This is a genomic window from Aeromonas sobria (assembly GCF_000820145.1).
Lineage (GTDB): Bacteria > Pseudomonadota > Gammaproteobacteria > Enterobacterales > Aeromonadaceae > Aeromonas > Aeromonas sobria.
The window spans coordinates 129,492-151,400 of the sequence record NZ_CDBW01000041.1; the positions used below are offsets into that span (position 1 = coordinate 129,492).

25 protein-coding genes are annotated in these 21,909 nt (G+C 53.1%); 8 read left to right on the forward strand and 17 right to left on the reverse strand.

Annotation, left to right across the window (positions count from 1 at the left end):
• Positions 1–8: 8 nt before the first annotated feature.
• Complete coding sequence (locus BN1135_RS17880; protein ID WP_042023407.1) at positions 9–377, reverse strand: response regulator; 369 nt, start codon at positions 375–377, stop codon at positions 9–11.
• Positions 378–612: 235 nt separating this feature from the next.
• On the opposite strand from BN1135_RS17880, the gene rlmKL reads away from it, so the two are divergent.
• The 4 genes from rlmKL to rmf all read left to right on the forward strand — a co-directional run bounded on the left by rlmKL (position 613) and on the right by rmf (position 5,344).
• Entirely contained in the window at positions 613–2,790 is a 2,178-nt protein-coding gene (gene rlmKL / locus BN1135_RS17885) for a bifunctional 23S rRNA (guanine(2069)-N(7))-methyltransferase RlmK/23S rRNA (guanine(2445)-N(2))-methyltransferase RlmL (protein WP_042023409.1), read from the forward strand.
• Entirely contained in the window at positions 2,790–3,020 is a 231-nt protein-coding gene (locus BN1135_RS17890) for a glutaredoxin family protein (protein WP_042023414.1), read from the forward strand. Before rlmKL ends, BN1135_RS17890 begins: the two co-directional genes overlap by 1 nt.
• A gap of 75 nt (positions 3,021–3,095) precedes the next feature.
• Positions 3,096–5,006, forward strand: a complete 1,911-nt coding sequence (uup, locus tag BN1135_RS17895) for an ATP-binding cassette ATPase Uup (protein WP_042023419.1) — start codon at positions 3,096–3,098, stop codon at positions 5,004–5,006.
• 158 nt (positions 5,007–5,164) lie between these two features.
• The gene (gene rmf, locus BN1135_RS21810; protein WP_172953972.1) at positions 5,165–5,344 is read left to right on the forward strand and encodes a ribosome modulation factor; all 180 of its coding nucleotides are present in this window, start codon (positions 5,165–5,167) and stop codon (positions 5,342–5,344) included.
• A gap of 84 nt (positions 5,345–5,428) precedes the next feature.
• Here the strand turns inward: rmf and fabA are convergent, their stop codons facing one another.
• Both fabA and BN1135_RS17910 read right to left on the reverse strand, forming a co-directional pair.
• On the reverse strand, positions 5,429–5,989 hold the full coding sequence (gene fabA / locus BN1135_RS17905) for a 3-hydroxyacyl-[acyl-carrier-protein] dehydratase FabA (protein WP_042023421.1): 561 nt from the start codon (positions 5,987–5,989) through the stop codon (positions 5,429–5,431).
• 73 nt (positions 5,990–6,062) lie between these two features.
• A complete protein-coding gene (locus BN1135_RS17910) occupies positions 6,063–8,042 on the reverse strand; it encodes a Lon protease family protein (protein WP_042023424.1) in 1,980 nt (659 codons plus the stop codon).
• 129 nt (positions 8,043–8,171) lie between these two features.
• Here BN1135_RS17910 and BN1135_RS17915 point away from each other — a divergent pair, with 129 nt between their 5' ends.
• Entirely contained in the window at positions 8,172–8,450 is a 279-nt protein-coding gene (locus BN1135_RS17915; protein ID WP_042023425.1) for a hypothetical protein, read from the forward strand.
• Here the strand turns inward: BN1135_RS17915 and BN1135_RS21815 are convergent.
• The 9 genes from BN1135_RS21815 to BN1135_RS17960 all read right to left on the reverse strand — a co-directional run bounded on the left by BN1135_RS21815 (position 8,447) and on the right by BN1135_RS17960 (position 15,611).
• Positions 8,447–8,683: a YodC family protein gene (locus tag BN1135_RS21815; RefSeq protein ID WP_042023426.1), complete on the reverse strand. Its 237-nt coding sequence runs from the start codon at positions 8,681–8,683 to the stop codon at positions 8,447–8,449. The genes BN1135_RS17915 and BN1135_RS21815 overlap by 4 nt on opposite strands.
• A 69-nt stretch (positions 8,684–8,752) precedes the next feature.
• On the reverse strand, positions 8,753–9,070 hold the full coding sequence (locus BN1135_RS17925) for a hypothetical protein (protein ID WP_042023427.1): 318 nt from the start codon (positions 9,068–9,070) through the stop codon (positions 8,753–8,755).
• A gap of 475 nt (positions 9,071–9,545) precedes the next feature.
• Positions 9,546–10,718, reverse strand: coding sequence for a zonular occludens toxin domain-containing protein (locus BN1135_RS17930; RefSeq protein ID WP_052443857.1), 1,173 nt, complete (start codon positions 10,716–10,718; stop codon positions 9,546–9,548).
• Positions 10,719–10,727: 9 nt separating this feature from the next.
• Entirely contained in the window at positions 10,728–11,045 is a 318-nt protein-coding gene (locus BN1135_RS17935; protein WP_042023428.1) for a DUF2523 family protein, read from the reverse strand.
• Between the two features lie 44 nt (positions 11,046–11,089).
• A complete protein-coding gene (locus BN1135_RS22250; RefSeq protein ID WP_042023429.1) occupies positions 11,090–12,904 on the reverse strand; it encodes a hypothetical protein in 1,815 nt (604 codons plus the stop codon).
• Positions 12,905–13,151: 247 nt separating this feature from the next.
• Complete coding sequence (locus BN1135_RS21235) at positions 13,152–13,367, reverse strand: hypothetical protein (RefSeq protein ID WP_052200095.1); 216 nt, start codon at positions 13,365–13,367, stop codon at positions 13,152–13,154.
• 7 nt (positions 13,368–13,374) lie between these two features.
• The gene (locus BN1135_RS22255) at positions 13,375–13,536 is read right to left on the reverse strand and encodes a hypothetical protein (protein WP_154109889.1); all 162 of its coding nucleotides are present in this window, start codon (positions 13,534–13,536) and stop codon (positions 13,375–13,377) included.
• A 314-nt stretch (positions 13,537–13,850) separates the two neighbouring features.
• A complete protein-coding gene (locus BN1135_RS17955; RefSeq protein WP_042023432.1) occupies positions 13,851–14,195 on the reverse strand; it encodes a DNA-binding protein in 345 nt (114 codons plus the stop codon).
• 12 nt (positions 14,196–14,207) lie between these two features.
• Entirely contained in the window at positions 14,208–15,611 is a 1,404-nt protein-coding gene (locus tag BN1135_RS17960; RefSeq protein ID WP_042023434.1) for a phage/plasmid replication protein, II/X family, read from the reverse strand.
• A 141-nt stretch (positions 15,612–15,752) separates the two neighbouring features.
• Between BN1135_RS17960 and BN1135_RS17965 the strand changes: the two genes are divergently transcribed.
• Together BN1135_RS17965 and BN1135_RS17970 are read left to right on the forward strand one after the other, a co-directional pair.
• Positions 15,753–16,220, forward strand: a complete 468-nt coding sequence (locus BN1135_RS17965; RefSeq protein WP_071287626.1) for a helix-turn-helix domain-containing protein — start codon at positions 15,753–15,755, stop codon at positions 16,218–16,220.
• 114 nt (positions 16,221–16,334) lie between these two features.
• The gene (locus BN1135_RS17970) at positions 16,335–16,733 is read left to right on the forward strand and encodes a hypothetical protein (RefSeq protein ID WP_042023435.1); all 399 of its coding nucleotides are present in this window, start codon (positions 16,335–16,337) and stop codon (positions 16,731–16,733) included.
• A gap of 272 nt (positions 16,734–17,005) precedes the next feature.
• Here BN1135_RS17970 and BN1135_RS21830 read toward each other — a convergent pair whose 3' ends face one another.
• The 5 genes from BN1135_RS21830 to BN1135_RS17990 form a co-directional block, all read right to left on the reverse strand.
• Complete coding sequence (locus BN1135_RS21830; RefSeq protein WP_082186835.1) at positions 17,006–17,419, reverse strand: DUF2158 domain-containing protein; 414 nt, start codon at positions 17,417–17,419, stop codon at positions 17,006–17,008.
• Between the two features lie 312 nt (positions 17,420–17,731).
• On the reverse strand, positions 17,732–18,070 hold the full coding sequence (locus tag BN1135_RS17975) for a hypothetical protein (protein WP_042023436.1): 339 nt from the start codon (positions 18,068–18,070) through the stop codon (positions 17,732–17,734).
• 240 nt (positions 18,071–18,310) lie between these two features.
• Positions 18,311–18,646 carry a hypothetical protein gene (locus BN1135_RS17980; protein ID WP_052443858.1) on the reverse strand — a complete coding sequence of 112 codons (336 nt, stop codon included), beginning with the start codon at positions 18,644–18,646 and terminating at the stop codon, positions 18,311–18,313.
• Between the two features lie 261 nt (positions 18,647–18,907).
• Positions 18,908–20,155, reverse strand: coding sequence for a tyrosine-type recombinase/integrase (locus BN1135_RS17985; RefSeq protein WP_042023438.1), 1,248 nt, complete (start codon positions 20,153–20,155; stop codon positions 18,908–18,910).
• Positions 20,156–20,529: 374 nt separating this feature from the next.
• Complete coding sequence (locus tag BN1135_RS17990) at positions 20,530–20,835, reverse strand: YebG family protein (protein ID WP_042023440.1); 306 nt, start codon at positions 20,833–20,835, stop codon at positions 20,530–20,532.
• Between the two features lie 167 nt (positions 20,836–21,002).
• Between BN1135_RS17990 and BN1135_RS17995 the strand changes: the two genes are divergently transcribed.
• Positions 21,003–21,878 carry an esterase/lipase family protein gene (locus tag BN1135_RS17995; RefSeq protein ID WP_042023442.1) on the forward strand — a complete coding sequence of 292 codons (876 nt, stop codon included), beginning with the start codon at positions 21,003–21,005 and terminating at the stop codon, positions 21,876–21,878.
• Positions 21,879–21,909: the final 31 nt, after the last annotated feature.

Genomic DNA, 21,909 nt, shown 5'->3' on the forward strand with positions numbered 1-21,909 from the left:
CTCCCGGTTCATGGTTGCATCACCTTGTAGACATCATCGATCAGCTTGAGTGGTTCAAACGGCTTGGTCAGCCAGATGCGCGCCCCCGCGTCAAACCCCTCCTGCCGGATCTCTGGCGAGTTCTCGGTAGTCAGCATGATGAACGGCAGATAGCGGGTCGTTGGCTGCTTCTTGACTTGCCTGAGCAGGGTCATGCCATCCATGCCAGGCATGTTGAGATCCGAAATAATGAGGTGTACACGCTGGCGTTCCAGCTGGCCAAGAGCCGCATTGCCATCATCAGCCTCAATCACTGCAAAGCCTGCGCTTTGCAATGTCATGGTGATGGTGGCTCTGATGCTGGCAGAATCGTCCACAACGAGGATGGTTTTAGTCATGTGCATGCTCATTCATACGCGAAGAGGGTATCCGGATGACAGTTTTCTAGCCCCCTAATTGTTGTCCAATAACTTGATGTATGTAGATTTTTTAAAAATGAGGTCAAAGGATGACAAACGCAGGGGTGGGAGGAGGGGAGCGGGTATTTCATCCGGTGGGTGGGCGGGTTCAATTTCGCGGCTGTCATCGTTTCTACCCTAGTTTTGCATGCTCAGCGCGGCCATATAGGGTATAATGCGGCACTATTTTTATGGGTTCCCCGTGAGCGTGATGAAAGAATTTTTTGCAACCTGCCCCAAGGGGCTGGAAAACCTGTTGGCCGACGAGCTGACCACCCTGGGCGCAGAGCAGGTCCGTGAGACCGTGGCTGGCGTCCACTTCAAAGGCGAACTGGCGATTGGCTACAAGGCCTGCCTGTGGAGCCGTTTTGCCTCCCGCATCGTGCTGGTGCTGTCCGAATTCCAGATGAACGACGATCTGGATCTCTATCTGGGCGCTCACACCATCCCTTGGGAAGAGCATTTCCCCGGCACCTCCACCATTGCAGTGGACTTTACCGGTACCAACCCTGCTATTCGCAATACCCAATATGGCGCGCTGAAGATCAAGGATGCCATCGTTGACCGCTTTACCAAGCGTGGTCATGTGCGTCCGGACGTTGACAAAAAATCGCCGGATATTCGCATCATGGCGCACCTGGGCAAAGGCAAGGCCAATATCACGCTGGACTTGTCAGGCCCGGCGCTGCACCAGCGTTTCTATCGTCAGGGCACAGGTGAAGCACCGCTCAAAGAGAACCTGGCCTGCGCCATGATAGCCCGTAGCGGCTGGGCCGGTGAGCCGATGATGGACCCCATGTGCGGTTCCGGTACCTTGCTGATCGAAGCGGCCTTCATTGCCGCCGACATGGCGCCGGCTCTGCGCCGTGAGCGCTTCGGTTTCGATCGCTGGCTGCAGCACGATAGCGAGCTTTGGCAGAGCCTGATGATGGAAGCGCAAGTGCGCGCCAAACGTGGTATGCAGCGTTGCGAGACCAAGTTGTTTGGTTGTGATACCGACGCCCGGGTGTTGATGAAAGCCCGTGATAACGCCAAGGCAGCTGGTGTGGCGCACCTGATTACCTTCAAGCAGGCCGAAGTCAGTGCGCTGGATAACCCCTTGCCGATGGCGAGCGTCGAAGGGGAGGCTCGTCAGGTCGGTATGCTGATCTCCAACCCGCCTTATGGTGAGCGTTTGGGCGAGTTCCCGGCGCTGCTGGAAGTGCATCAGGCCCTCGGCGATGCCTTGCGTCGCAGCTTCCAGGGCTGGCGTGTCTCCATTCTCTCTGCCTCACCGGAGCTCTTGAGCTGTCTGCGCCTGCGTGCCGACAAGCAATATCGCCTGTTCAACGGCGCCCTTGAGTGTCAGCTGCGTAACTATCAAATCGCACTGGACTCCGTGGCTTCCCAAAAAGAGGTGGCGCAGGACTTTGCCAACCGCTTGCGCAAGAATCTGAAGACCCTCGAGAAGTGGGCCGCTAAGGAAGGTATCGACTGCTACCGCCTCTATGATGCCGACCTGCCGGAATACAACGCCGCCATCGACCGCTATCAGGATTATCTGGTGGTTCAGGAGTATGCTGCACCGAAGGACATCCCCGCTCAAAAGACCCGTCAGCGTCTGCTCGACATGGTTCAGGCCGCCATCAAGGTGACCGGTATGGACGGCGAGAAGGTGATCCTGAAAGTGCGCGAGCGTCAGGAAGGCAAACAGCAGTATCAGAAGCTCTCCGAAGAGCAACATCGGATGGAAGTGCAGGAGTACGGCGCCCGTCTGTGGGTCAACCTCTACGACTATCTGGATACCGGCCTGTTCCTCGACCACCGTCAGACCCGCCGCATGCTGGGTCAGATGGCCAAGGGCAAGCGCTTCCTGAACCTGTTCGCCTATACCGGCAGTGCCACTGTGCATGCTGGGCTTGGCGGGGCCAGCGAGACCACCACCATCGACATGTCGCACACCTACCTGAACTGGGCGCAGGACAACATGCGTCTCAACTCGCTGGTGGGCCGTCAGCACAAGTTTGTGCAGGCCGATTGCCTGAAGTGGTTGTCGGAAGCCGATGATCAGTACGACCTCATCTTTATCGATCCGCCGACCTTCTCCAACTCCAAGCGGATGGATGAGAGCTTTGACGTACAGCGCGATCACCTGCTGCTGATGCAGCACCTGAAGCGTCTGCTGGCGGCGGATGGCACCCTGGTGTTCTCCAACAACAAGCGTCACTTCAAGATGGATATGGCCGGGCTTGAAGCCGCAGGTCTCAAGGCCCAGAACATTACCCAGAAGACCCGGCCGAAAGATTTCGAACGTAACCAGCATATCCATAACTGCTGGATCATCACCCATGCACCGGCGCAAGCTGAGTCGTAATGCTGACCCTGTTTCACACCGACGGTTGTCACCTGTGTGAGCAGGCTTGGGGGCTGGTGGAGCAGGCCGGCCTTGCCGCCGCCACCCGCCAGAGCGACATCATGGATGATGAGCAGTGGCTAGCGGCTTATCGGGTGCGCATTCCGGTACTGCGTGACGAGGCGGGCCGCGAACTCGGCTGGCCTTTTACGCTGGTGGAGTTGATGGCCTGGGCTGCGCATCGGGGTTGATGTTGAATTGACGATAAAACGGGGGCAGACCTTCAGTCTGCTGCCCGTTTTTTTCATATGAAATAAGGAATAAACATGGCTCTTTTAACATTGCACGGCGCATGTCTGTCGTTCAGTGATTTCCCGCTGCTCGACAACGCCGAGCTCAGCATTGAGCGCGGCGAGCGTCTCTGTCTGGTTGGCCGCAACGGGGCAGGTAAATCCACGCTGATGAAAGTGATCGCGGGCGAATTGCCCCTTGATGATGGTCGCATGGTGCAGCAGCAAGATCTCAAAGTGACCCGCCTTGAGCAGGATCCGCCAGCATCGAGCGAGTTGACCGTATTTGACTACACCGCCGAAGGGTTGGCGGGGGTGGGTGAGCTGCTCAAGCAGTACCACCATATCTCCATGGAGCTGGCGCACGATCCCAGCGATGCCAACATCCGCATCATGAGCGAGTTGCAAGAGCAGCTCGATTATCAGAACGGTTGGCAGTTCGAGACCCGGATCAGCCAGGTGCTGACCCTGCTCAATCTCGATCCCGACGCGACCCTGGACAGCCTCTCCGGTGGCTGGCTGCGCAAAGTCGCCCTGGCCCGCGCACTGGCTTGCGATCCCGACTTGTTGTTGCTGGATGAGCCGACCAACCACCTGGACATTGAAGCCATCAACTGGCTGGAAGAGTTCCTGAAAGATTTTCGTGGCGCCATCGTCTTCATCTCCCACGACCGGGAGTTTATTCACAAGCTGGCGACCCGGATCATCGATCTGGATCGCGGCGAGATCACCTCCTGGCCTGGCAACTACGATCAGTATCTGCTGGGCAAAGAGGAGTGGCTGCGGGTCGAGGAGCTGAAAAATGCCGAGTTCGACCGCAAGCTGGCGCAAGAAGAGGTGTGGGTGCGTCAGGGGATCAAGGCCCGCCGTACCCGTAACGAAGGCCGTGTGCGCGCCCTCGAGGCGATGCGGATGGAGCGTTCCCAGCGCCGTGAGCTGCAAGGCAAGGCCAAACTGCAGATGGACGATGTGAATCGCTCCGGCAAGCTGGTGTTTGAAACCGAAGGTCTGGGACTGGACTTTGGCGCTCGTACCCTGTTCCAGGGGCTGGATCTGCAAGTGCTGCGCGGCGACAAGATTGCGCTGGTTGGCCCGAACGGTTGTGGTAAATCCACCCTGATCAAATTGCTGTTGGGTCAGCTTGACCCAAGCCGTGGCTTGGTCAAGGGCGGCACCAAGCTGGATGTGGCTTATTTTGACCAGTATCGTGATCAGCTCGATCCTGAGCAGACGGTGATGGAGAACGTGGGGGAGGGCAAGCAGGAGGTAATGGTGCGTGGTCGCTCCCGTCATATCCTCGGCTACCTGCAGGACTTCCTGTTCGAGCCCAAGCGGGCCCGAACTCCGGTCAAGGCGCTTTCCGGCGGCGAGAAGAACCGTCTGTTGCTGGCCAAACTGTTCCTCAAACCCAGCAACCTGCTGATCCTCGATGAACCGACCAACGATCTGGACGTAGAAACCCTGGAATTGCTGGAGGAGTTGCTGGCCGACTACCCCGGCACCTTGCTGCTGGTCAGTCACGATCGTCGCTTTATCGACAATACCGTGACGGGTTGCTGGCTGTTTGAAGGGGATGGCCGCATCAGCGATTACGTCGGTGGTTATGCCGATATGATGGCCACCCGCGAGCTGCAGAGCTCACAACAGCAGCTCAAGAGCACCCAGAGCAAGGCTGCTGAGTCCGCGGTAGCGGTTAGCGAAGCGCCGAAGAAGAGCAAGAAGCTCTCTTATAAGCTGCAGCTTGAACTCGACGGTTTACCTGCTCGTCTCGAACAGTTAGAAGGGGAGCTGGAGGCGCTGCAAAGCGAGATCAACCAGCCTAGCTTCTTCTCCTTGCCCAGCGATCAAACCCAGCAAAAACTGGATGCCTGTAGTGCAGCTGAAGCCGCGCTGGAACAGGCTTTTTCCCGTTGGGAAGAGCTGGAAGGACTCAAAAATCAGGATTAAGTTCCCTGTCATTAAAACTTAATCCAGTTCAGTGTCTTGTGTCACATAGCCCGGTCAGGGTGAATGTTTTTGTTTGACCGGACCTGCTCGCTGGGGTAAAGATAAAGGCGACCGATGAACAATTGGTCGCTTTTTTTGTTCCACGAAGAGGGTCGTAGATGATGAAGAGACAGAAACGGGACCGTCTGGATAGAGCTCGTGCTCGTGGTTATCAGGCTGGCGTTGTCGGCAAACAGAAAGAAGCGTGTCCGTATCAATGTCTGGATGCCCGTGGGCATTGGCTTGGTGGTTGGCGTGATGCCATGGAAGGGCGGGGCTCTGGCCTCTTCATGAAGTAATCGGTACTTCATCACATATTACAAAAGGAAAGGGGCCATCGAGGCCCCTTTGCGTTATTGCGGTTTTACCACTGAGGATAGCGATCAGAATGCGGTGGTATCTTTAAACAGGCCAACTTTCAGGTCAGTTGCGCTGTAGATCGGGCGGCCATCCACTTCGACGACGCCATCAGCGATACCCATCACCAATTTGCGGTTGATGACGCGCTTGAAGGTGATCTTGTAGGTCACTTTCTTGGCAGTCGGCAGGATCTGGCCGGTGAATTTCACTTCACCCACCCCCAGAGCACGACCCTTGCCAGGACCGCCTTTCCAGCCCAGGAAGAAGCCGACCAGCTGCCACATGGCATCCAGACCAAGGCAACCAGGCATCACGGGGTCACCCGGGAAGTGGCAATCGAAGAACCAGAGATCAGGTGTAATGTCGAGTTCAGCCAGGATCTCGCCCTTGCCATGCTCGCCGCCGTTGTCATTGATCTTGACGATGCGATCCATCATCAACATGTTGGGAGCCGGTAACTGGCTATTGCCCTCACCAAACAGCTCACCACGGCTACAAGCCAGCAGCTCTTCACGGGTAAAAGAGTTCTTGCCCTGTTCGCACAGAGAAAGGGGAGCTGCCATGGTGCTATTGTCTACGGTCACGCTGAATTTCCTTCAAATGAGTAAAGCTGCGCCAATTTAGCTTACAGCTGTTCGCTAAACAACTCCGATCTCTTTATGAGCGACCAAGCAGGCGGCCCAACAGAGCGCTCAAGAGGCCGCCTTTTCGGCCGCTGCCATTCAATTCATCCAGCCGATCCTGGATCCGGCCAAACAGGGTGTCCGGCATATCCGGCTCGCCAGCCACACAGCCGGTGAGCAATTCGATAGCCTCTTCCACGTGATAAACCGGGTGGATATGGAACTGGCCCGCCGCCACAGCGGCAATCACCTCATCAGAGAGATTCAACTGCTGAGCGTTGGTGCCGGGCAAAATAATCCCTTGTTTCCCCGTTATGCCGTGGATCTGGCATACCCGGAAGAAGCCCTCAATTTTTTCATTGACGCCACCCACGGCCTCGACATTACCAAACTGATCGATAGCACCGGTCACGGCGAACTGTTGATAAATCGGCTGGCGGGCGAGGGCAGAGAGCAGGGCGCATAGCCCGGTCAGTGATGCACTGTCGCCATCAATTTCATGATACGACTGCTCGAACACCAGATTGGCAGAGAGCGGGGTAGGGGTTTCGGCCCCGAACATATTGGAGAGATAACCTTGAATGATCATCATCGCCTTGGCATGAATGTGGCCCGCGAGTTCCGCTTTTCGCTCGATGTCGATCACATCACCATCACCCAGATGCACGGTTGCGGTGAGGCGTACCGGCTCACCGAAATCATAGGGGTGTCCGGAGACCTGAATGACGGAAAGGCCGTTGATCTGGCCAATCTCTTCACCATCGGTTTGCAGCAAGATCTGGCCATCAATGACCCCCTGATCTGACTGTTCAACCAGATAGTTGAGGCGGTAATCCTGCTCTTCCAAGGCCCCCCGAATATGGTCATCGGTGACGACATCGGACTCCAGTTCGCGGGCCAGACTATCCGACATCCGCATGATGGCGGCCAGTTGCACTTCGGAGAGGGACAACCACTCCTGATGATCGCACAGTCTGCTGGCATGACGGCAGAGCGCGGCGAGGGCGGCAGGAGTAAAGTCCAGCAGGTTCCAGCGCAGGCGTAACCCAGCCAGATATTGCAAAAACTCCTGCAGATCTTCCTCGATATTGACCTCGGAAACCAGGTCGGCGCGCAGGAAGATACGCTCGGACATATCGCGATCCAGCATCTGGAACTCTGCTACCTCAAGGCGATCACCCACCAGGATCAGCTTGAGCTTGATCGGCGTCGCTTCAGGGGTAAAGAAGGGGGTCAGGGTTTTCCCTTCCTGATAGGCGTTCCAGTCCAGCTCGCCTTTTTGCATGGCATTCTTCAGCTTGAACCAGAGGTGGGGCTGATCAAGCAGCTCGTCCAGTTGCAAAATGAGATAGCCGCCATTGGCTTCGCGCAGCAAGCCAGGCTCCAGCAGGTGCTGGTTGGCATACACAGAGCCTTGCTCGGTCTGGTAATTGATGGAGCCAAACAGGGTATCCCAGTTCAGGTCTCGCCCATAAACCACCGGTGCTTCTTGCTGCTCGTGATGGATCAGCAGATTAATCAGCACTGGGTGTTGAAACTCCAGACCCTGGGCTACGTGAGCGGCCAGATCAGACAGAAAATCATCGATCTTCGGATCATTGTTTTGCTTGCGCATGATGCGGGTGACCAGACGTTCCGCATCAAGATGGAGGCTCATCAGTTTGAGCAGTTCGCCAACCATTTCGCAGAACTCGATACCGGTGCCGGGTTGCAGCCGCAGCCAGATAGGCTTGAAGGGATTGTTCAGATTCTCGGTGTAGCAGAGATCAAACAAATCGGCATCTTTGCCATTGGAGTCGGCAATAAGGGTCTGACAGACGCCTTCATAGTCGGCACCCGGAAAACCGTTGAGCAGCATTACCGGACAGTCACCATCAAAACTGGCCAAGCGTTTGACCGCGGAGATGGCTCTGGGTTGCAATGCGGCAAAGGGGATAGGTTCAAGCTCACTGAGCATGGAGAACTGTTCAATCGCAAAAGCGGGTTTTAATTGTTCTGATGTTAATTCAGCCACTTAAGACATCCGGTCGAAGATAGGATCAATTGTTGCCATTATACACAGTTCAATTAGTGGTAACAGGAAACAAGATATCGCATTTAACATAATATACATTATGCGCAATGACGGATGCAGGAGGACGGAATGAAGAGAACTGAACAATGGAGCCGCTTTGATGCGGCTGACGACTTGGCCACTGAGGCCGACATGGTTGCCTATCTGCAGGCAGCTCTTGAAGATGGCGATCCGGCGCTGCTGACTGCGGCGTTTGATGATGTGGAGCGTGCTCGCGCCAAACTGCGTTGCCAGCCGCTCTACACGCTGGAAGAACTGCTGGCTCAGTGTGACCCCAATGCTGCATCACTAGGTGAAGTTGATTGGGGTCCTGATATTGGCGCTGAGATAACAACGCAATCGCGTTAAAAAATTTCCCAAGTTGATCTTGGATTTAGTTTTCGAGCTGCTGCTTTAATTGCATCACTTTGCTCTTTGTCTATGTCGGTTCTTAAACGCAATAATGCAGCAGGAAACGTTGCATGCCCTAACTCATCTTTCTTAAACCAAGTGCATTCACACGTGTCATCTTTGACCGATACGATAGTCATATCTGGTCCACCGCTTCTTAATCGAACAACATCACCAGCTTTCAACATCATGGCTTCCTTCTGAAAATGAGACGCCGATAAATAGGGTTATCGGCATAACCGTTAGAGATAACAAAGTGGTCAGCCTTTCGGTAGCTCCACTGATACCGTGAACTTTACTCTGCTGGTCTGTTGGTAGCTGTCCGCGCCTTGAGTTTTTCCGCCAAGGCTGAAGACGTTAATCATTGAGAGTTTACCCCCAGCCTCTGTTTGTTGGCTTTCACTAACGACCAGTGCAACATCAAATTCAACATTTGTCAGGCGTGGTGGCGTTGGCGATATCATATTGTGATCGTAAGGGTTTACCCTCCCCCCTAGTTTGGCAACTACATCAGATGCATTGGCTGCCCCCTGCACTATCTGTTGAATAGTCGATTGCACAAATTCCTCTAGTTGCATACCACTTCCCTAACAATGTACCTCGGAGAACATTATCGTCTCCGAGACGGCTTTAAATGACAACTATACCTCAACCCGAAATGTCCCATTTTGAGACAAGAGTCCACTATTAAAGACAGTGGACTCTGGGGCCACGGATGCCCCCTCCCCCCCAGGGTCAGCGCGGGGCATCTAGCGCGCGCAAGAGCCGATGTGGTTCACAAAAGCAGCGTGCGCGCTTGCTGGATACGTCTCATCAGAGCAACAAGTTGCTCAGCCGAGCCGCATCGCCGATGAACACCAAGAGGGATGACCTACGCATAATCACCCCCCCTAGCCGAAAATGAGAGCCTGGCAGCGAATGGATGGGGCTAACGAGAAATTGCGCATGCGCAAAAGTTTCTCATGCGAAACTCGGGGCCCATGACCAACCTTGAGACACTACCCCGCAAGCGGGGGCCCCTTCTCAAGGTTGTTCCTGGAATACGTGGTGGCGCTAGTTTAGGGGAAGCGCAGCGAGTGCCATCGTTGCCGAGCTTTCTTGCTGGGGCTTGTTGCCCTGACAGTACAGAAAATGCTCCCGTTCATCATATACCAAGCGCAGCAGACAAGGCCCAAGGGAATAGACCTGATAACCGGCCATCATTAAGTCGCTCAGTTTCATTGAGAAGGAATAGGCATTGTTGCCCCTGGCCTCAAGGTAGTACTCGAACTGGGCATGAAACTTACCGGTATTGTCCTTATAGGATGTATCAGCCCAGCCGGTGATGGTGATATCAAACTTGGAGAATGGGGCTTCCTGCACGCTTTTAGCGGGGGTGGTCGGCATGACTGGTGCCGCCGCCTTCACTTCTGGGTCAGAAGGCGCTGGTGATGCTGCTGCCTGCTCTACCGGTACAGATACCGGCGCTGGGTCATCACTGCCCAGCATATTGAACAGGGACTTTACGCTCATCGGGACACCGATGAAGATGAGGATCACCGCCAACCACAACCACCATCTTTTCCACAGCGGCACAATGTCGGAGGCTTTGGCCTCCTGAACACTGCCTTCTGTTTGGGTATGGGACTTGTAGAACGGGAAGAACGTCTTGTCGTACCGGCGAACAGATTCAGAGAGGCAGGTTGCGCGAGCCCCAGCACCATCGAGCACTTTGCGGGTGTAGGTTTTATCAGAGCCCGCTGCAGCGTGTTTGCTGACCAAGAACTGGATCTCGATCATGTCACGCAGATCCTTGTGCACCTTCCCTAGGGACTGGGTCATGAACAGAATGTCGTGGCCGTAATGACGGTGCATGGAGAAGTATTCCAGGCAGTTGATGAGGTCATCGCTCGCCTTCTTGTTACGCCCTGCTCGGGGGTATTGGAAGTGACATTCATCAATGACAAACAGCGGGCCTTGCCCCTGCTCGTTGCGCCACTCCTCCTGGGTGAAGTGCTCGGGGTCAGAGAAGGCCTTGATAGTGCCGTGCTCCCGACTAAAGCCATCCTGACGAACCTCAACGAGATCCCTCACCTCCTCGCCAAACACGGCGATCAGATGATCCATCATCAACGGCAGGTTGGTGACCACGCGACGCCCTTCCTTGATGGCTGGGATCACGTGAAATGCGACTGCTTCATACGATTTGCCAGAGCCGGGACGGCCAACAATGATGTTTAGTGCCATGTTGCCTCCTTATGAACCGAGTCTGGTGAAGGGGATCAACTGGAGGATCAGGCGAACGCCAATCGCCGTCACAATGATGGCTGAGGCATCATTCACCCCCGCGATCGCCATGATGTTCTGCACATCAGCGGGGAGCATGGAGAAGTATTGAATGATGTTCATGGCACCGAGCATGGAGCCAAGGCCAGAGATAGCCAGGTGAACAATCGACAAGATCGCTTCAAAGAGGAAGCAGGCCAAATCCTTGAGCATGTCAAAGAGCGAGAGCAGCAGTGAATAGAGCAGGTTCAGGAAGTCATTCCAGCGGCGAGCAAACCAATCAAGCATGAGAGCACCTCATTTTTCGCATGAGAAAATCAAGCAGCGCGGACTTAGCCGCCGAACACTAAACGTCTGGCCAGCAGGCCGGCGCAGAAGATGACGAAAGCACGAATGGCTATCCAGACATTCGGTGGCACGGTCAGTTGATGGCAACCGAAGTCAGCGAATCCCATGTCAAAACAGATTGTCCAGGTAGGGTATTCCCCTCCCCCTGACAGCTGTAGGCGGAAGCCATTAAGCCAGTCAAAAAGCGCGGTATGTTGCAGCTCTTGCGTGAATCCGCTCCATACACCTGCCATCCCTGCGGGATAACGAGACTTCCACCAAGAGGTTCCCTGCGCGGTATCGGGCAGGGTTTGCGCGGGGACACTGGTTGTTAAGGTGTCGGAAAGCAGCCTGTTAGTTTCATCAATCCGCGTTTCTACGCCATGAAGGTCAACGGCGTTGGTCGTAGCCAATAGCTCATTGGTGCGGTCGAGACGAGATTCCAGGCCGCCAAGGTTGGAGACGGTAACAGAGCTGGGTATGCTGCCAGTGCCAGTGCCAGTGCCAGTGCCAGTGCCAGTGCCAGAACCGGAGCCTGTGCCGGTTCCCGAGCCAGTCCCAGAACCAGTTCCCGTCCCAGAGCCTGATCCAGTATTACTACCTTCACCTGGAACGGTTGGTTTCGGGCCGGTGATAACAGGGCGAATTACACCGCCTGCAATTGCACCAGTATCTGGGTCTGTAGTCGGTTTTCCGGTGATAACGGAATTAATGGCATCACCATATATTGGGTCAGTGACGGGAGGGAGTGGCTTACCCGATGGTAATACAACGGGAGGTGTCCCAATAATATCAAAGTCTGGGCGGTTATTAGGCTTAACCGGAATGACAACCGAGTTATCTACCAGGTGAGATTTGGGAAGGCGGGTGCCAGGATTGTTCATATCCTGCAAGTAGTGATCAGGAATAGTACCGTCAACACTAACACCATCGAGAACGCTAGCTACAGACTCCTCCAAAACCTCTTCTTTGTTTGTTGATTGAACCTTGAGAAGGTCGGTTTGATAGTCATAAGAAATAGCAGAAGTGACAACAGAAGATTTAAGCATAGTGTCATTTCTAAACTCATTAACAACAATATCCACGTCATAGGCAAAGCGGTAATTGGTACCAGAAATACCAAAAAAAACCTTAGATAATGGGTTAGCCTCACAACGATTAGCAAAAACAACTCTTATATTGTCAGGAGGAACTATATCCTCCCGATAAAACTTACAAGTAGCATTGGTGTCCAAATACTCTCTAGTACGGATTAAAAGAACAGCCTTAGCTTCCTCGGTGATAGAAGCTACACAGGTAGCCATATCAAGAGCTCTGTCACCTTGCTTCCAATAAGGATCGTTATATTTATTTTGAGATGGGTCAGGGAGGCCAGTCATGCGATTTGGGAGAATACAGCTTGAAACAGGTGTGGAATCTGCATAAGGGGAATAACTAAATTCCTTCATGAGGTCACAATCTAAATAACCACTCTGAGAAAAATCACAACGTTTGACATTATCCAAACTATCGCCATTCAAAGTGATGCCATAACGTTTGAGCTGGAAAGAAAGCATACCGTAGGGATCGATCTTCAAATCCTCCTTTGCGAAGTTCTTAAGCAACGGCGGAGTCGATATTGCAACAGCAGTAACAGCAGCAGCGCCAGCGGCGTACTGGACGGCCAGACGAGTAGCGAGGGTTCTGCCCGTCCAGATGGCGGCTTGTTCGGCCATAGCCATCACCACGGGGGCAAATGCCGGTAAGAACGCGCGTGCTTGGTTGACAGGCAGCCAAGCGGTGAGAAAGCACAATGAGTAAACAATGAGTCTGCGCCACATATGGTGCTCCAAGAAATTTAGCGGCTAAATTTTTCGCATGAGAAAATGGCGCTGTAATATGTTGTATGTTGTAAAACGCTACAACATATTACAGTTGGCTTGCGTGGCTAAAAGTTTCGCATGAGAAACTTTTCGTTAGAAAAGGGGGCTTATGCCCCCTTTATTCCCATAACAAACGCCATTCCTGATAGTCCCCCTATCGTAATAATTGACGACATGAAGACGATATAGGCAAAGGAAGCGGTCATTAGGCTTTGCTGACCAAGCGTTTGGCCAAGGAGATCCCCTTGGTTGCCAGCGCGATGCCAACAATAGTGACACCGGCACTTGCAACGAAGGTTACAACCGTTCCCAAATTGACAGCAGCAAACATCTGGTCAAGAGCCGATGTTTCTCCGGCAGCAAAAGCCGGTGCAGAAGCTGCAACGATGATTACAGGAATAGCTTTTTTGATAATAGACATAAGTACCTCACAAGAGATTAATTACTTTTTTCGCTACACCGATAGCGAAGCCAGGAAACCAACCGAGAACAACAACTGCGCCAAACGCCCATGAAAACATAATGGCGATATCTGACGGTGCTATATCAACGGTGGATTGTTTATATTCCTCTACGGTTTGGATAATCATAGAGGAACATTCTTTTACAGGGATATCTGTCTGATACAGAAACCCCTGTTCATTAACAGCGATGCAATAAGCCATTTTTGCCTATGGTGTTATTCCCATGAGCGATAAAGAGTCTTCATTACCTTTTTCAATTCTTGCTCAGTGTTGAAAACTGTATTGCCGACATATACCAAGTCATCATCAACGTAGTGAAATATGATCCCAGGTATCGAACTGGTGAAGTAATGTCGTTTATCGCTTGAAAGAGCCTCTAGAACAGGGGTTGTCCCCTCCTCACAATGGATATGTCTTTTGAGAAATTTGAGCGCCATCGATCACACCTTGTTTTTCTCATGCGAAAGTGAGGTTACTTCGCGAAGAGCCGCATCATTGCTCATGTGGTAGGTCACGTTAGCACCACGCTGACCAGACCACGCTTCAAGCCAAACAGGGATCTCGACAACTTTGTCTATCATGCTGTTGGCCTGCAGCGGGATGCCTGCTTGGGCAAGGGCGTTGGGAACCCGGATCACAATTTGTTCTTCCTGGAAGCCGCCAAAGCCATTCGAACGGCTCACCGCAATGCCGATTTCATGGCGAGTGATAGGGCCGTTCCGCCCCTGTGTGTTTTGCTGACGAGAGCCGAGCATACGGCCACGGATGAGAACACCTTGATGCATAAATGACACTCCTTAACTGACGGCCCTGAGGCGGTGCCCAGGTGATGATGGATAAGCACGAGGCGGCATTGCCCCTGCTATTGGTTCGATGAGGGTGCGGGTTACTTTGGGTAAACCGGACGGATCTCGCTCAATCGTGACGATCTCTGTGGGTTGTGCTGCTGCGGCCATGCGGTCTAACGTGCTGACGGGTTCGACATACCAATCGGGGTGCTGCTGGCCAAAGTCGATATTGATCACCTGGATCAGCGGTACCACATTGGAGGCTTCGCCAGAGAGGTTTTGTAATTGTGCCTTGGTGAGGCCTACAGCCATCAGGTCGGCCAAATGACGGCGAAATGTCTCTCTGCTCATGCTGCGATAAACCGTTTCATACCCTTCATTGAGTAGCCGGCGATAAAAGCCATGAACCCTTTGGGCCTTGGCATAGCTGGTGTTCCCCTTCGGGGTGATGCGCTGATAACTGGTGTAGAGCGCGTTGCGGATCTCGTCGTCGGTGTAGACCTTCATGGGCTGTTCCCCCAGGGCATCAAACAGTTCTTTAAATGCGGCTTTCCATAGATCGGCAATCAAACAGCGGCCGTCTTTCTCGTAGTCTTTTTGGTACTGGATGGCGTCAAACAATCTGAACGGGACACCATGCTTGGTCAGTGCCCGTTGTTTCAATCGGGCTTCAAAGCGAACGCAAAGGCTCGCATAGAGCTGCAATGCTGGGTTTTTCATGACCTCAACGCAGCGGCGCAGTGATTCATTTTTCGGCTGTTTTTGAAGACGCTTCATGTATTCGGCCAGCTGCCGCTGGAACTCTGGGCCTTTCAAATAGGCTTTCAAGGAACGATGGCGGCTGCCGGTGTTCCACTCGGCAGTGGTTTCATGATCACGGTTCATCCTGCTCTGCTTGGTCTGTCCGGAACGGATGTTTTTGAGTGCAGAAATGACCTGTTTCCCCTGCTCTTCGGTATTCACCCGGGCGGAGAACGTTACATCGATCCATTCAAGGGTTGTGTTTGGGATGTCCAGCATTTCAAACAGTTCAGGGCAGGCACATGCCAGTGTTGCCAACAGTTCGGTCGAGCAAAGCTCGATGCTCGTTGGGCCGAACACGTTGTGGCCCTGCAGCAGTTTTGCCGGAGAGGCTTTGAGTTCGACCCCTGGAAGGCGGTTGCTGCCCCCTTGATGGATCTTCATTGCAAGGCTACCGAAATGGCTTGGCAGTGACTCGAAGGGATGGGATAGGCCGGAAACGGTCAAATCCCCATCAATCTCATACTCAACGGCCATTGCGGAGAGCTTTAGCCTCCCCTGCTTCGCGACCTGCTCCAGATCGATATAGACCCCTGAGCGATGATCGGCCGTTGGAGATACCAACTGCCATTCGCTTTTGAAGGGTAAATCGAGCTTGAGGAGGTCTATCACGAGAAACCTTGGCAATACCAATATAGACACTAAAGGGTGTCACATATGTTACGTGAGAGCCTGTGCTAGAATCAAGGCAAATGACACTAGAAAGTGTCAAATAAGATCCTTTGGCGAGAATGGAAAAAACAGGAGGGTAGAATGACTGGTGTACCCACCCAGCAACATGATGAAGAGACTATGACCGACCTACAAAGGGCTGAGCGCATCAAAACGGCCATAACAACCCACTCTACATATGAACGCATTGAGGAGATGACTGGGGTCAACATAACGACACTCAAACGTATCGCATCTGGCAAAAGGGACGTTTACGCGAGTGAGTTGGAGAAGATCGCGGAAGCAACCCAAGAGTCACCCGTCTATCTCATGTTTGGCGAAGACAAGGACATGGTGAAAAAAGGGAAGCTCATGTTCGATGGCCGGAGAAACAAGGTTGCAGAAGCGGCCATGTTCAGCCTCTACAACATCAGAACGCTGAAGGATGATGAGATAATCGTCATTGCGAAACTGATTGCTGGTCTCCAGGCGATGAGAGTGAGTGAGCGGTTTTTCCTTAAAGATTTAGAGAAGCTCAGAGACCTCAAAGATAGCGAAGGCGACGAGTAGTCATCACCTCTGGGGGCCTCATAGCCCCCTTCTTTATTGTGTATATTGGGACTTGCGGGAATCCTGTGTATCTGTACAGTATTAGCCGTTCCGGTACTCAATAGGGGGGATTTGATGAGTCGTAACAATGATGGTTCAGATGTACTAGTAATCAGTGGCGGGATACTGGCCTTGTTTACTTGGGGGATCGTGTCGGTATTCGGCGTGCCTTGGAAAGTGGCGATAGATACTGTACCAGGCATGCTGATGTGGGTAGTTTTTTTCGGGGTTACTGTTTTCCTGCAAAAAGAAGACATCTTGGGGAAATTTAGCGATACATGGCCCCTGTTGCTGGGTGGCATGATATTGGTGCTATCTCCAATTCTCAATCACTGGGCCGGTGGTCGTTATGGTGAACCGCTCTTTATCGAGCCTGCATGGTATGGCAAGTCATCTTGGCAGTGGCTTATGAGCATATCCATCGCAGCAGCAGGATTCGGATTTAAGTGGTGGAGAAGGGATCGCTACTACTAAACAGAGGGCCCATAGCGGCCCTTTTTGTTATATGGCGCTTTGTCACTGCGCATAAATGCGGATTATGTTACGGGCGCTCCGGCGTTGGGACGATGCCAGCAAGCTGTCCCACGTCCCTGCCTAGTCGCGTCCCCCTGCCCCTTCGGGATTATCGCAGGGGGAAAACCCTCAACATAATACCGCGGCCACATTATGCGCAGTCATGCTTGTGGGTAGAACAAAGGGGCCAGAGGCCCCTGTATCAAAAGTGCTATGCCTCTGGATCAAAAGTGCTATGCCTCTGGCACTGCTTCTAAGCAGTCGGCTTGAAATACGCAGGTCAAAGGATCACGGTTGTGCTCATCGAGCCAAACGCAAAAATAGCCCCGAATATCGCCAGTTCTTTCAAAGCCAGCAATCGTCATCGAAGGCCCGCCACTACGAAGTTTCACCACTTGGCCGAGAGTGAATCGAATGTGTGATCGTGCATATGGTGACTCATCGCCCACAAGATTCAGCAGCTCACGTTGGAATGTGTATTCGATTGGTTGTCCGTCCAACGCTTCGTTAAACCATACACAACAGACATTGACACGTTCAGCGTCAGGTGACTGCTCAGCATAATCAACTGATTTAACTGTCATTTTATGGCCACCACTATGCAAAGTGACAACGTCGCCAGAAGAGCAAAATCTATAAATTGTCATTCAGTACCCCTGGTGATGCCGATAACTAGCTTTATCGGCACCAAAATGGTGATCGGTTATCTATCAGTCGTTCAATTTGGTCATTGACCGAGTGGCGCCAGATGGCCTGGCTGGCCAAGCAAAGTGCCTTGTCAAAGGCGATTCCGTGCTTTGATGCCGAGGAGACGGCGACAAAGCGGGCCTGCGCTACCTCTGGAAACGTCCGTTAGGGTTCAATCCCCTACCCCACTTCGACAAAATGACCGCGCGGATGCTGGATAAAGTGCAACCGAAGGCTGAAGCAGCCTGTGCTCTGCTCCGACAGTTTGTGGGTCAATTCATGCTTAAGGCACGTTTGGCGATGGCTAATGTGGGTGGTTGGCAGGTTAAATAGAGGCTGTTGTTAAATTGCTGCAAGATGCGCTTGAGTTCGTTCATGTCCTCAGGGTGGAGAGTCAAGGACCAAAGCGCTCTGGGCTGGCCGTGCTGGAGGCCATTGGTGTAGATGATGGTGCCCTCTTCGATACGTAGTTGTTTGCAGTGCGCTTCTATTTGCAGACCCACATTTGGAAACCAGATATGCAGGGTTCCTGAAGAGATAAAGGTGAACTGGGCTACCAGAGTTTCTTCACCGACGATCCTGAATGTTTTTTCCACCACCGCGACTTGCATACCTGCTCCTTGGTATCGAGGTAAATACTGACATAAACATCATCAATGGTAGCTTGATATGCAAGGGCATGGTAACTATAAATATCAATGTTATTAAAGTGTTATCACCACAGCTGGCACAATCAGAATCTTTTCGTTGCCGGTGCTTTACTCCTATTTGTATCGGCGTTGATGGTACAACCACGAAATGAAAGACCTGCATCTTGCGATGCAGGTCTTTGTTGAATGTGATCAATGCAATCAGGCTGCCAACCAGCGCTTACGTTTGGGCATGGGGGTCGAGTGGTGCAATGGTCGGGACTGAGTACAGATCTCGATGATCAGTTTTTTCAGTTCACTCATATCGGTACCCTTGAGTGTCAATGACCAGAATGCCCTCGCCTGGCTGTAGTGCATGCCATTGGTATAAAGCAGGGTGTCATTTTCAAAGCGAAGCTGATTGTAGGGCGCTTCCATCTGCAATCCGGTTTCAGGAAACCAGATATTCAAGGTGCCCGAGGGGATCAGGGTAAATTGCGCTATCAGATCGGTTTGTCCGACCAGCTTGTAGGTTTTTTTGATGATATCTAGCGGCATAGGGTTTCTCGATTTTTCAGCAAGCTATTTAATTGTTTGTTTTCTCTGCTGCGGGATGGATGTTTATCCTGCTGATGGCAATGCACTCGTCCCTTACCGCCTCGTTATTCCCTGAACCGCTTGCCACCCCAGAGAAGTACAAAATAGCAGCACCAGCTTGAATGAGACCTTAATGAATCGTCTGTTGTTTTAAAAACAAACAACAAAGAACAGGATAAAGACTCACAACTTTGCATTGCTCAATATCGTTATCTCTCACCATTATCCCAGCCGGTCGAGCGGTTTTTGTTGGGCGCTCTCATGCCGTTCGCTGTTACTGGTGTGCAGATATTTAGAGGTGGTGTCGATGCTGTCATGTCCGGCATCGGCTTGTACGTGTGATAGTGGCCGCCCATGCAGATTGATATCGTGGGTGATCCCGGTATGACGAATGGCGTGGGGTGATAGTTGCCGCATTTCAGCCCCATCCTGAGTAAATCCATCCCGCTCTGCCAGATCTGCGCCCTTGCCAATGATCATCATGATCAGGTCTCGTAACTGACGAATGCCCAGATTTGCATTGAGTTCGCCCTGTTCACGGCCATGAGCTGCCGCTTTGTGGCGAACGAACAGAGGTGTCTGTTCATCTGGCGTCGGCAGAGGAGCAAGGCCGAGGAAGCAACGATAGCGTTCAAGCGCAGCCAGCAGCGCTTGGGAGACCGCCACGGTACGCCGCTTTCCCCCTTTGCTTTGTGGAATGAAGTAGCCCCACACGCCGGTTTTGCGATCTCGGCGAAACTGCCCCATCACCGGAGTGAAACCTGGCCGGGCTGCGACCTCCGAGATCCGCAGATAACAGGCATACATCAGGATGGTGAGAAAGCGGCTGCGTTCGTGCTGCTCGGGATGCTCGCGGGCCAGGGTGTCGGCCGCCTGGATCACGTAGGACCACTGCAACTCGCTGAAGCATTGAACTTGATCATCGGCCTCTTGCTGTTGTGGCCGCTTGACTCGCTGTAGCAACAAGGCGGGGTTCCTGTCCATGTACTCCTCCTGGATCAGGAACTGGAAGAAGGCTGACAAAATGGCGAGTTTGGTCTTCATCGCCTGTTCACTGAGGCGATAGGGCAAGGTTCGCCCCAGTTCCCGTTTGCCCAGAAACGGGCGCCACTGCGGATTGGGTAATCGCTCCCCCCACTCCTTGTCGAGGACGAACTGCGCCACATTGCGATAGGCGATCAGCGATTCTGGCGGGGACTGACAGTAGTCGAGATAGCGCATCATGATGCGGCGGGTCAGATCCTTGGGGTTGATGGCTGCCTCGCAAAAGCACCAGTGCAAAAAGGTGGTCAGCTCACTGCGATAGGTTTTGTAGTTGTTTTCACTGTTGCGCTGTTCCAGCAGCCAATCGACCGCCAGTTCGTAAACCAGTCCGGCATCGGGCACGTCGTTGAGGCTGAGGTTTGCAAGGTACTGATTGACTTGCGGGTTGCCAGCTTCCAGATAGATCAGGCTATCAAACAGCGGCATGGCTGGCGGCAAGGATAAAGCGTGTTGAGTCATGGTGTTGCTTGTTGGTGATGATGTGAATTGGTGTGGGTCTGTGAGCCGCGACGATAGAAAAGGGCCTAAGCCGTGATGCATGAATGCAGCTTCTGTGGGTGTCTGTACTGTCCCTTGCTGTTGCTGATTGAGGTCTCCGCGAGCGGTCTGGCCGACAACCTCGCAGTTGTTTGCTCGTTGGATCGGCTGATGTAGCTAGTCACTGCGCACTATTCAGTTATGCATTGTATATGCACCGTTGTTAAAAATTTCTCGGGGTAAATAGCCGTGAAAATGATTTTAAATGCAAATTAATTGAATGGCTTGAGCTGTTTATCCCGAGAAATAGCAGGCCTGTGCAATCAGGCGACCTGTTTGAGCGGTTTCTCTTTGCGCTTTGCTGCCGGCGTCTGCTCTTCTTCTGGACTGGCTGCTTGCACCTTACCGCCACGCAACAGGGTTTGCAGCACGTCACGTTGTTCAGCCAGATAGAACGCCAGACTTTCTTGCTGCTCTGGTGCCAGTTCAATCGGGGCACCGGCGAGCAGGGTCATCAGTTCATCGGCGGTATCCAGCAGCTTGTCGTAGGCATCGGCCTCTTTTTTGCTGGCAAAGGTCATCTTCTCTACTCCCCCACGAACAACCACATATTTGATCTCGACAGCCATGATGGCCTCCTCTTGGTAATGGTGAACAGAGTATATGTATGGATATACAGTATTGCAAATCCACGCATCGAACATGGCCTGTGGATACCATGGATAAACGCGGGTTAGCTCAAGATATAGGAAAGTGCCATTTGACATCCACGCCTGACTGGTCGGATCATTGGCACATGACTATCGTACGACACCTGTTTATTTTACTGATGGTGGAGGTGCTGCTTCTGGGGAGCATCGCCCATCTTGTTATGAGCCTCTCTTGGCCGCTTACCCTGTTAATGGTGGTGTTCGCCCTGCTGGCGTTGCGCTGTCTGGTGGTGCTGGGCAGCTGGCTGTTTACCCGCTTCTACCCCTCCCCGGCCATCGGCACTTGGGCGAGAGTGAAGATGATGGCGCAAGAGATGCTCGCCTACCTCTACACCTTTACCTGGTTACTCCCTTTTGAACCGCTGTTGATGGCATCTGATCGGTTGCCAGCCTGTCAGCGGCCGGTGTTGCTGGTGCACGGTTATGGCTGCAGCAGGGGGATCTGGCGCACTCAGCGTGCCAGGCTTGAAGCAGCTGGCCATGTGGTGGCCACCATTACCCTGATGCCACCGTTTGGCCATATCGATGAGATGGTGCCGCTGCTGGCCACCCGGATTGACGATGTGCTGGCGCAGACCGGGGCTGACAAATTGGTGCTGGTCGGTCACAGCATGGGCGGGTTGGTCTGCCGCGACTATCTGGCGGTCCATGGTGGTGACAAGGTCGCGCGCCTTATTACCCTGGCAACCCCCCATCAGGGGAGCCAGCTTGCCGCACTGGGGTTGGGGGCCAATGCTCGCGAAATGGAGCCCGGCTCTGGCTGGCTGCAACGTTTTTCCTCGGTGCCTCTTTGCGTACCCGGGATCTCGGTGCGCACCAGTCATGACAATGTGGTGATGCCCCAAGAGCGGCAACTGCTGGCGGGTATGGAAGACCTTGAGTTACCCGCCATTGGTCATCTCTCGCTGCTCTATTCGCGCCGTACCACCAACTTGTTGTTACGTCTGCTGGCCCGCCCCTGATAGCCAGATATAAAAAGGCTATGTCCCAATT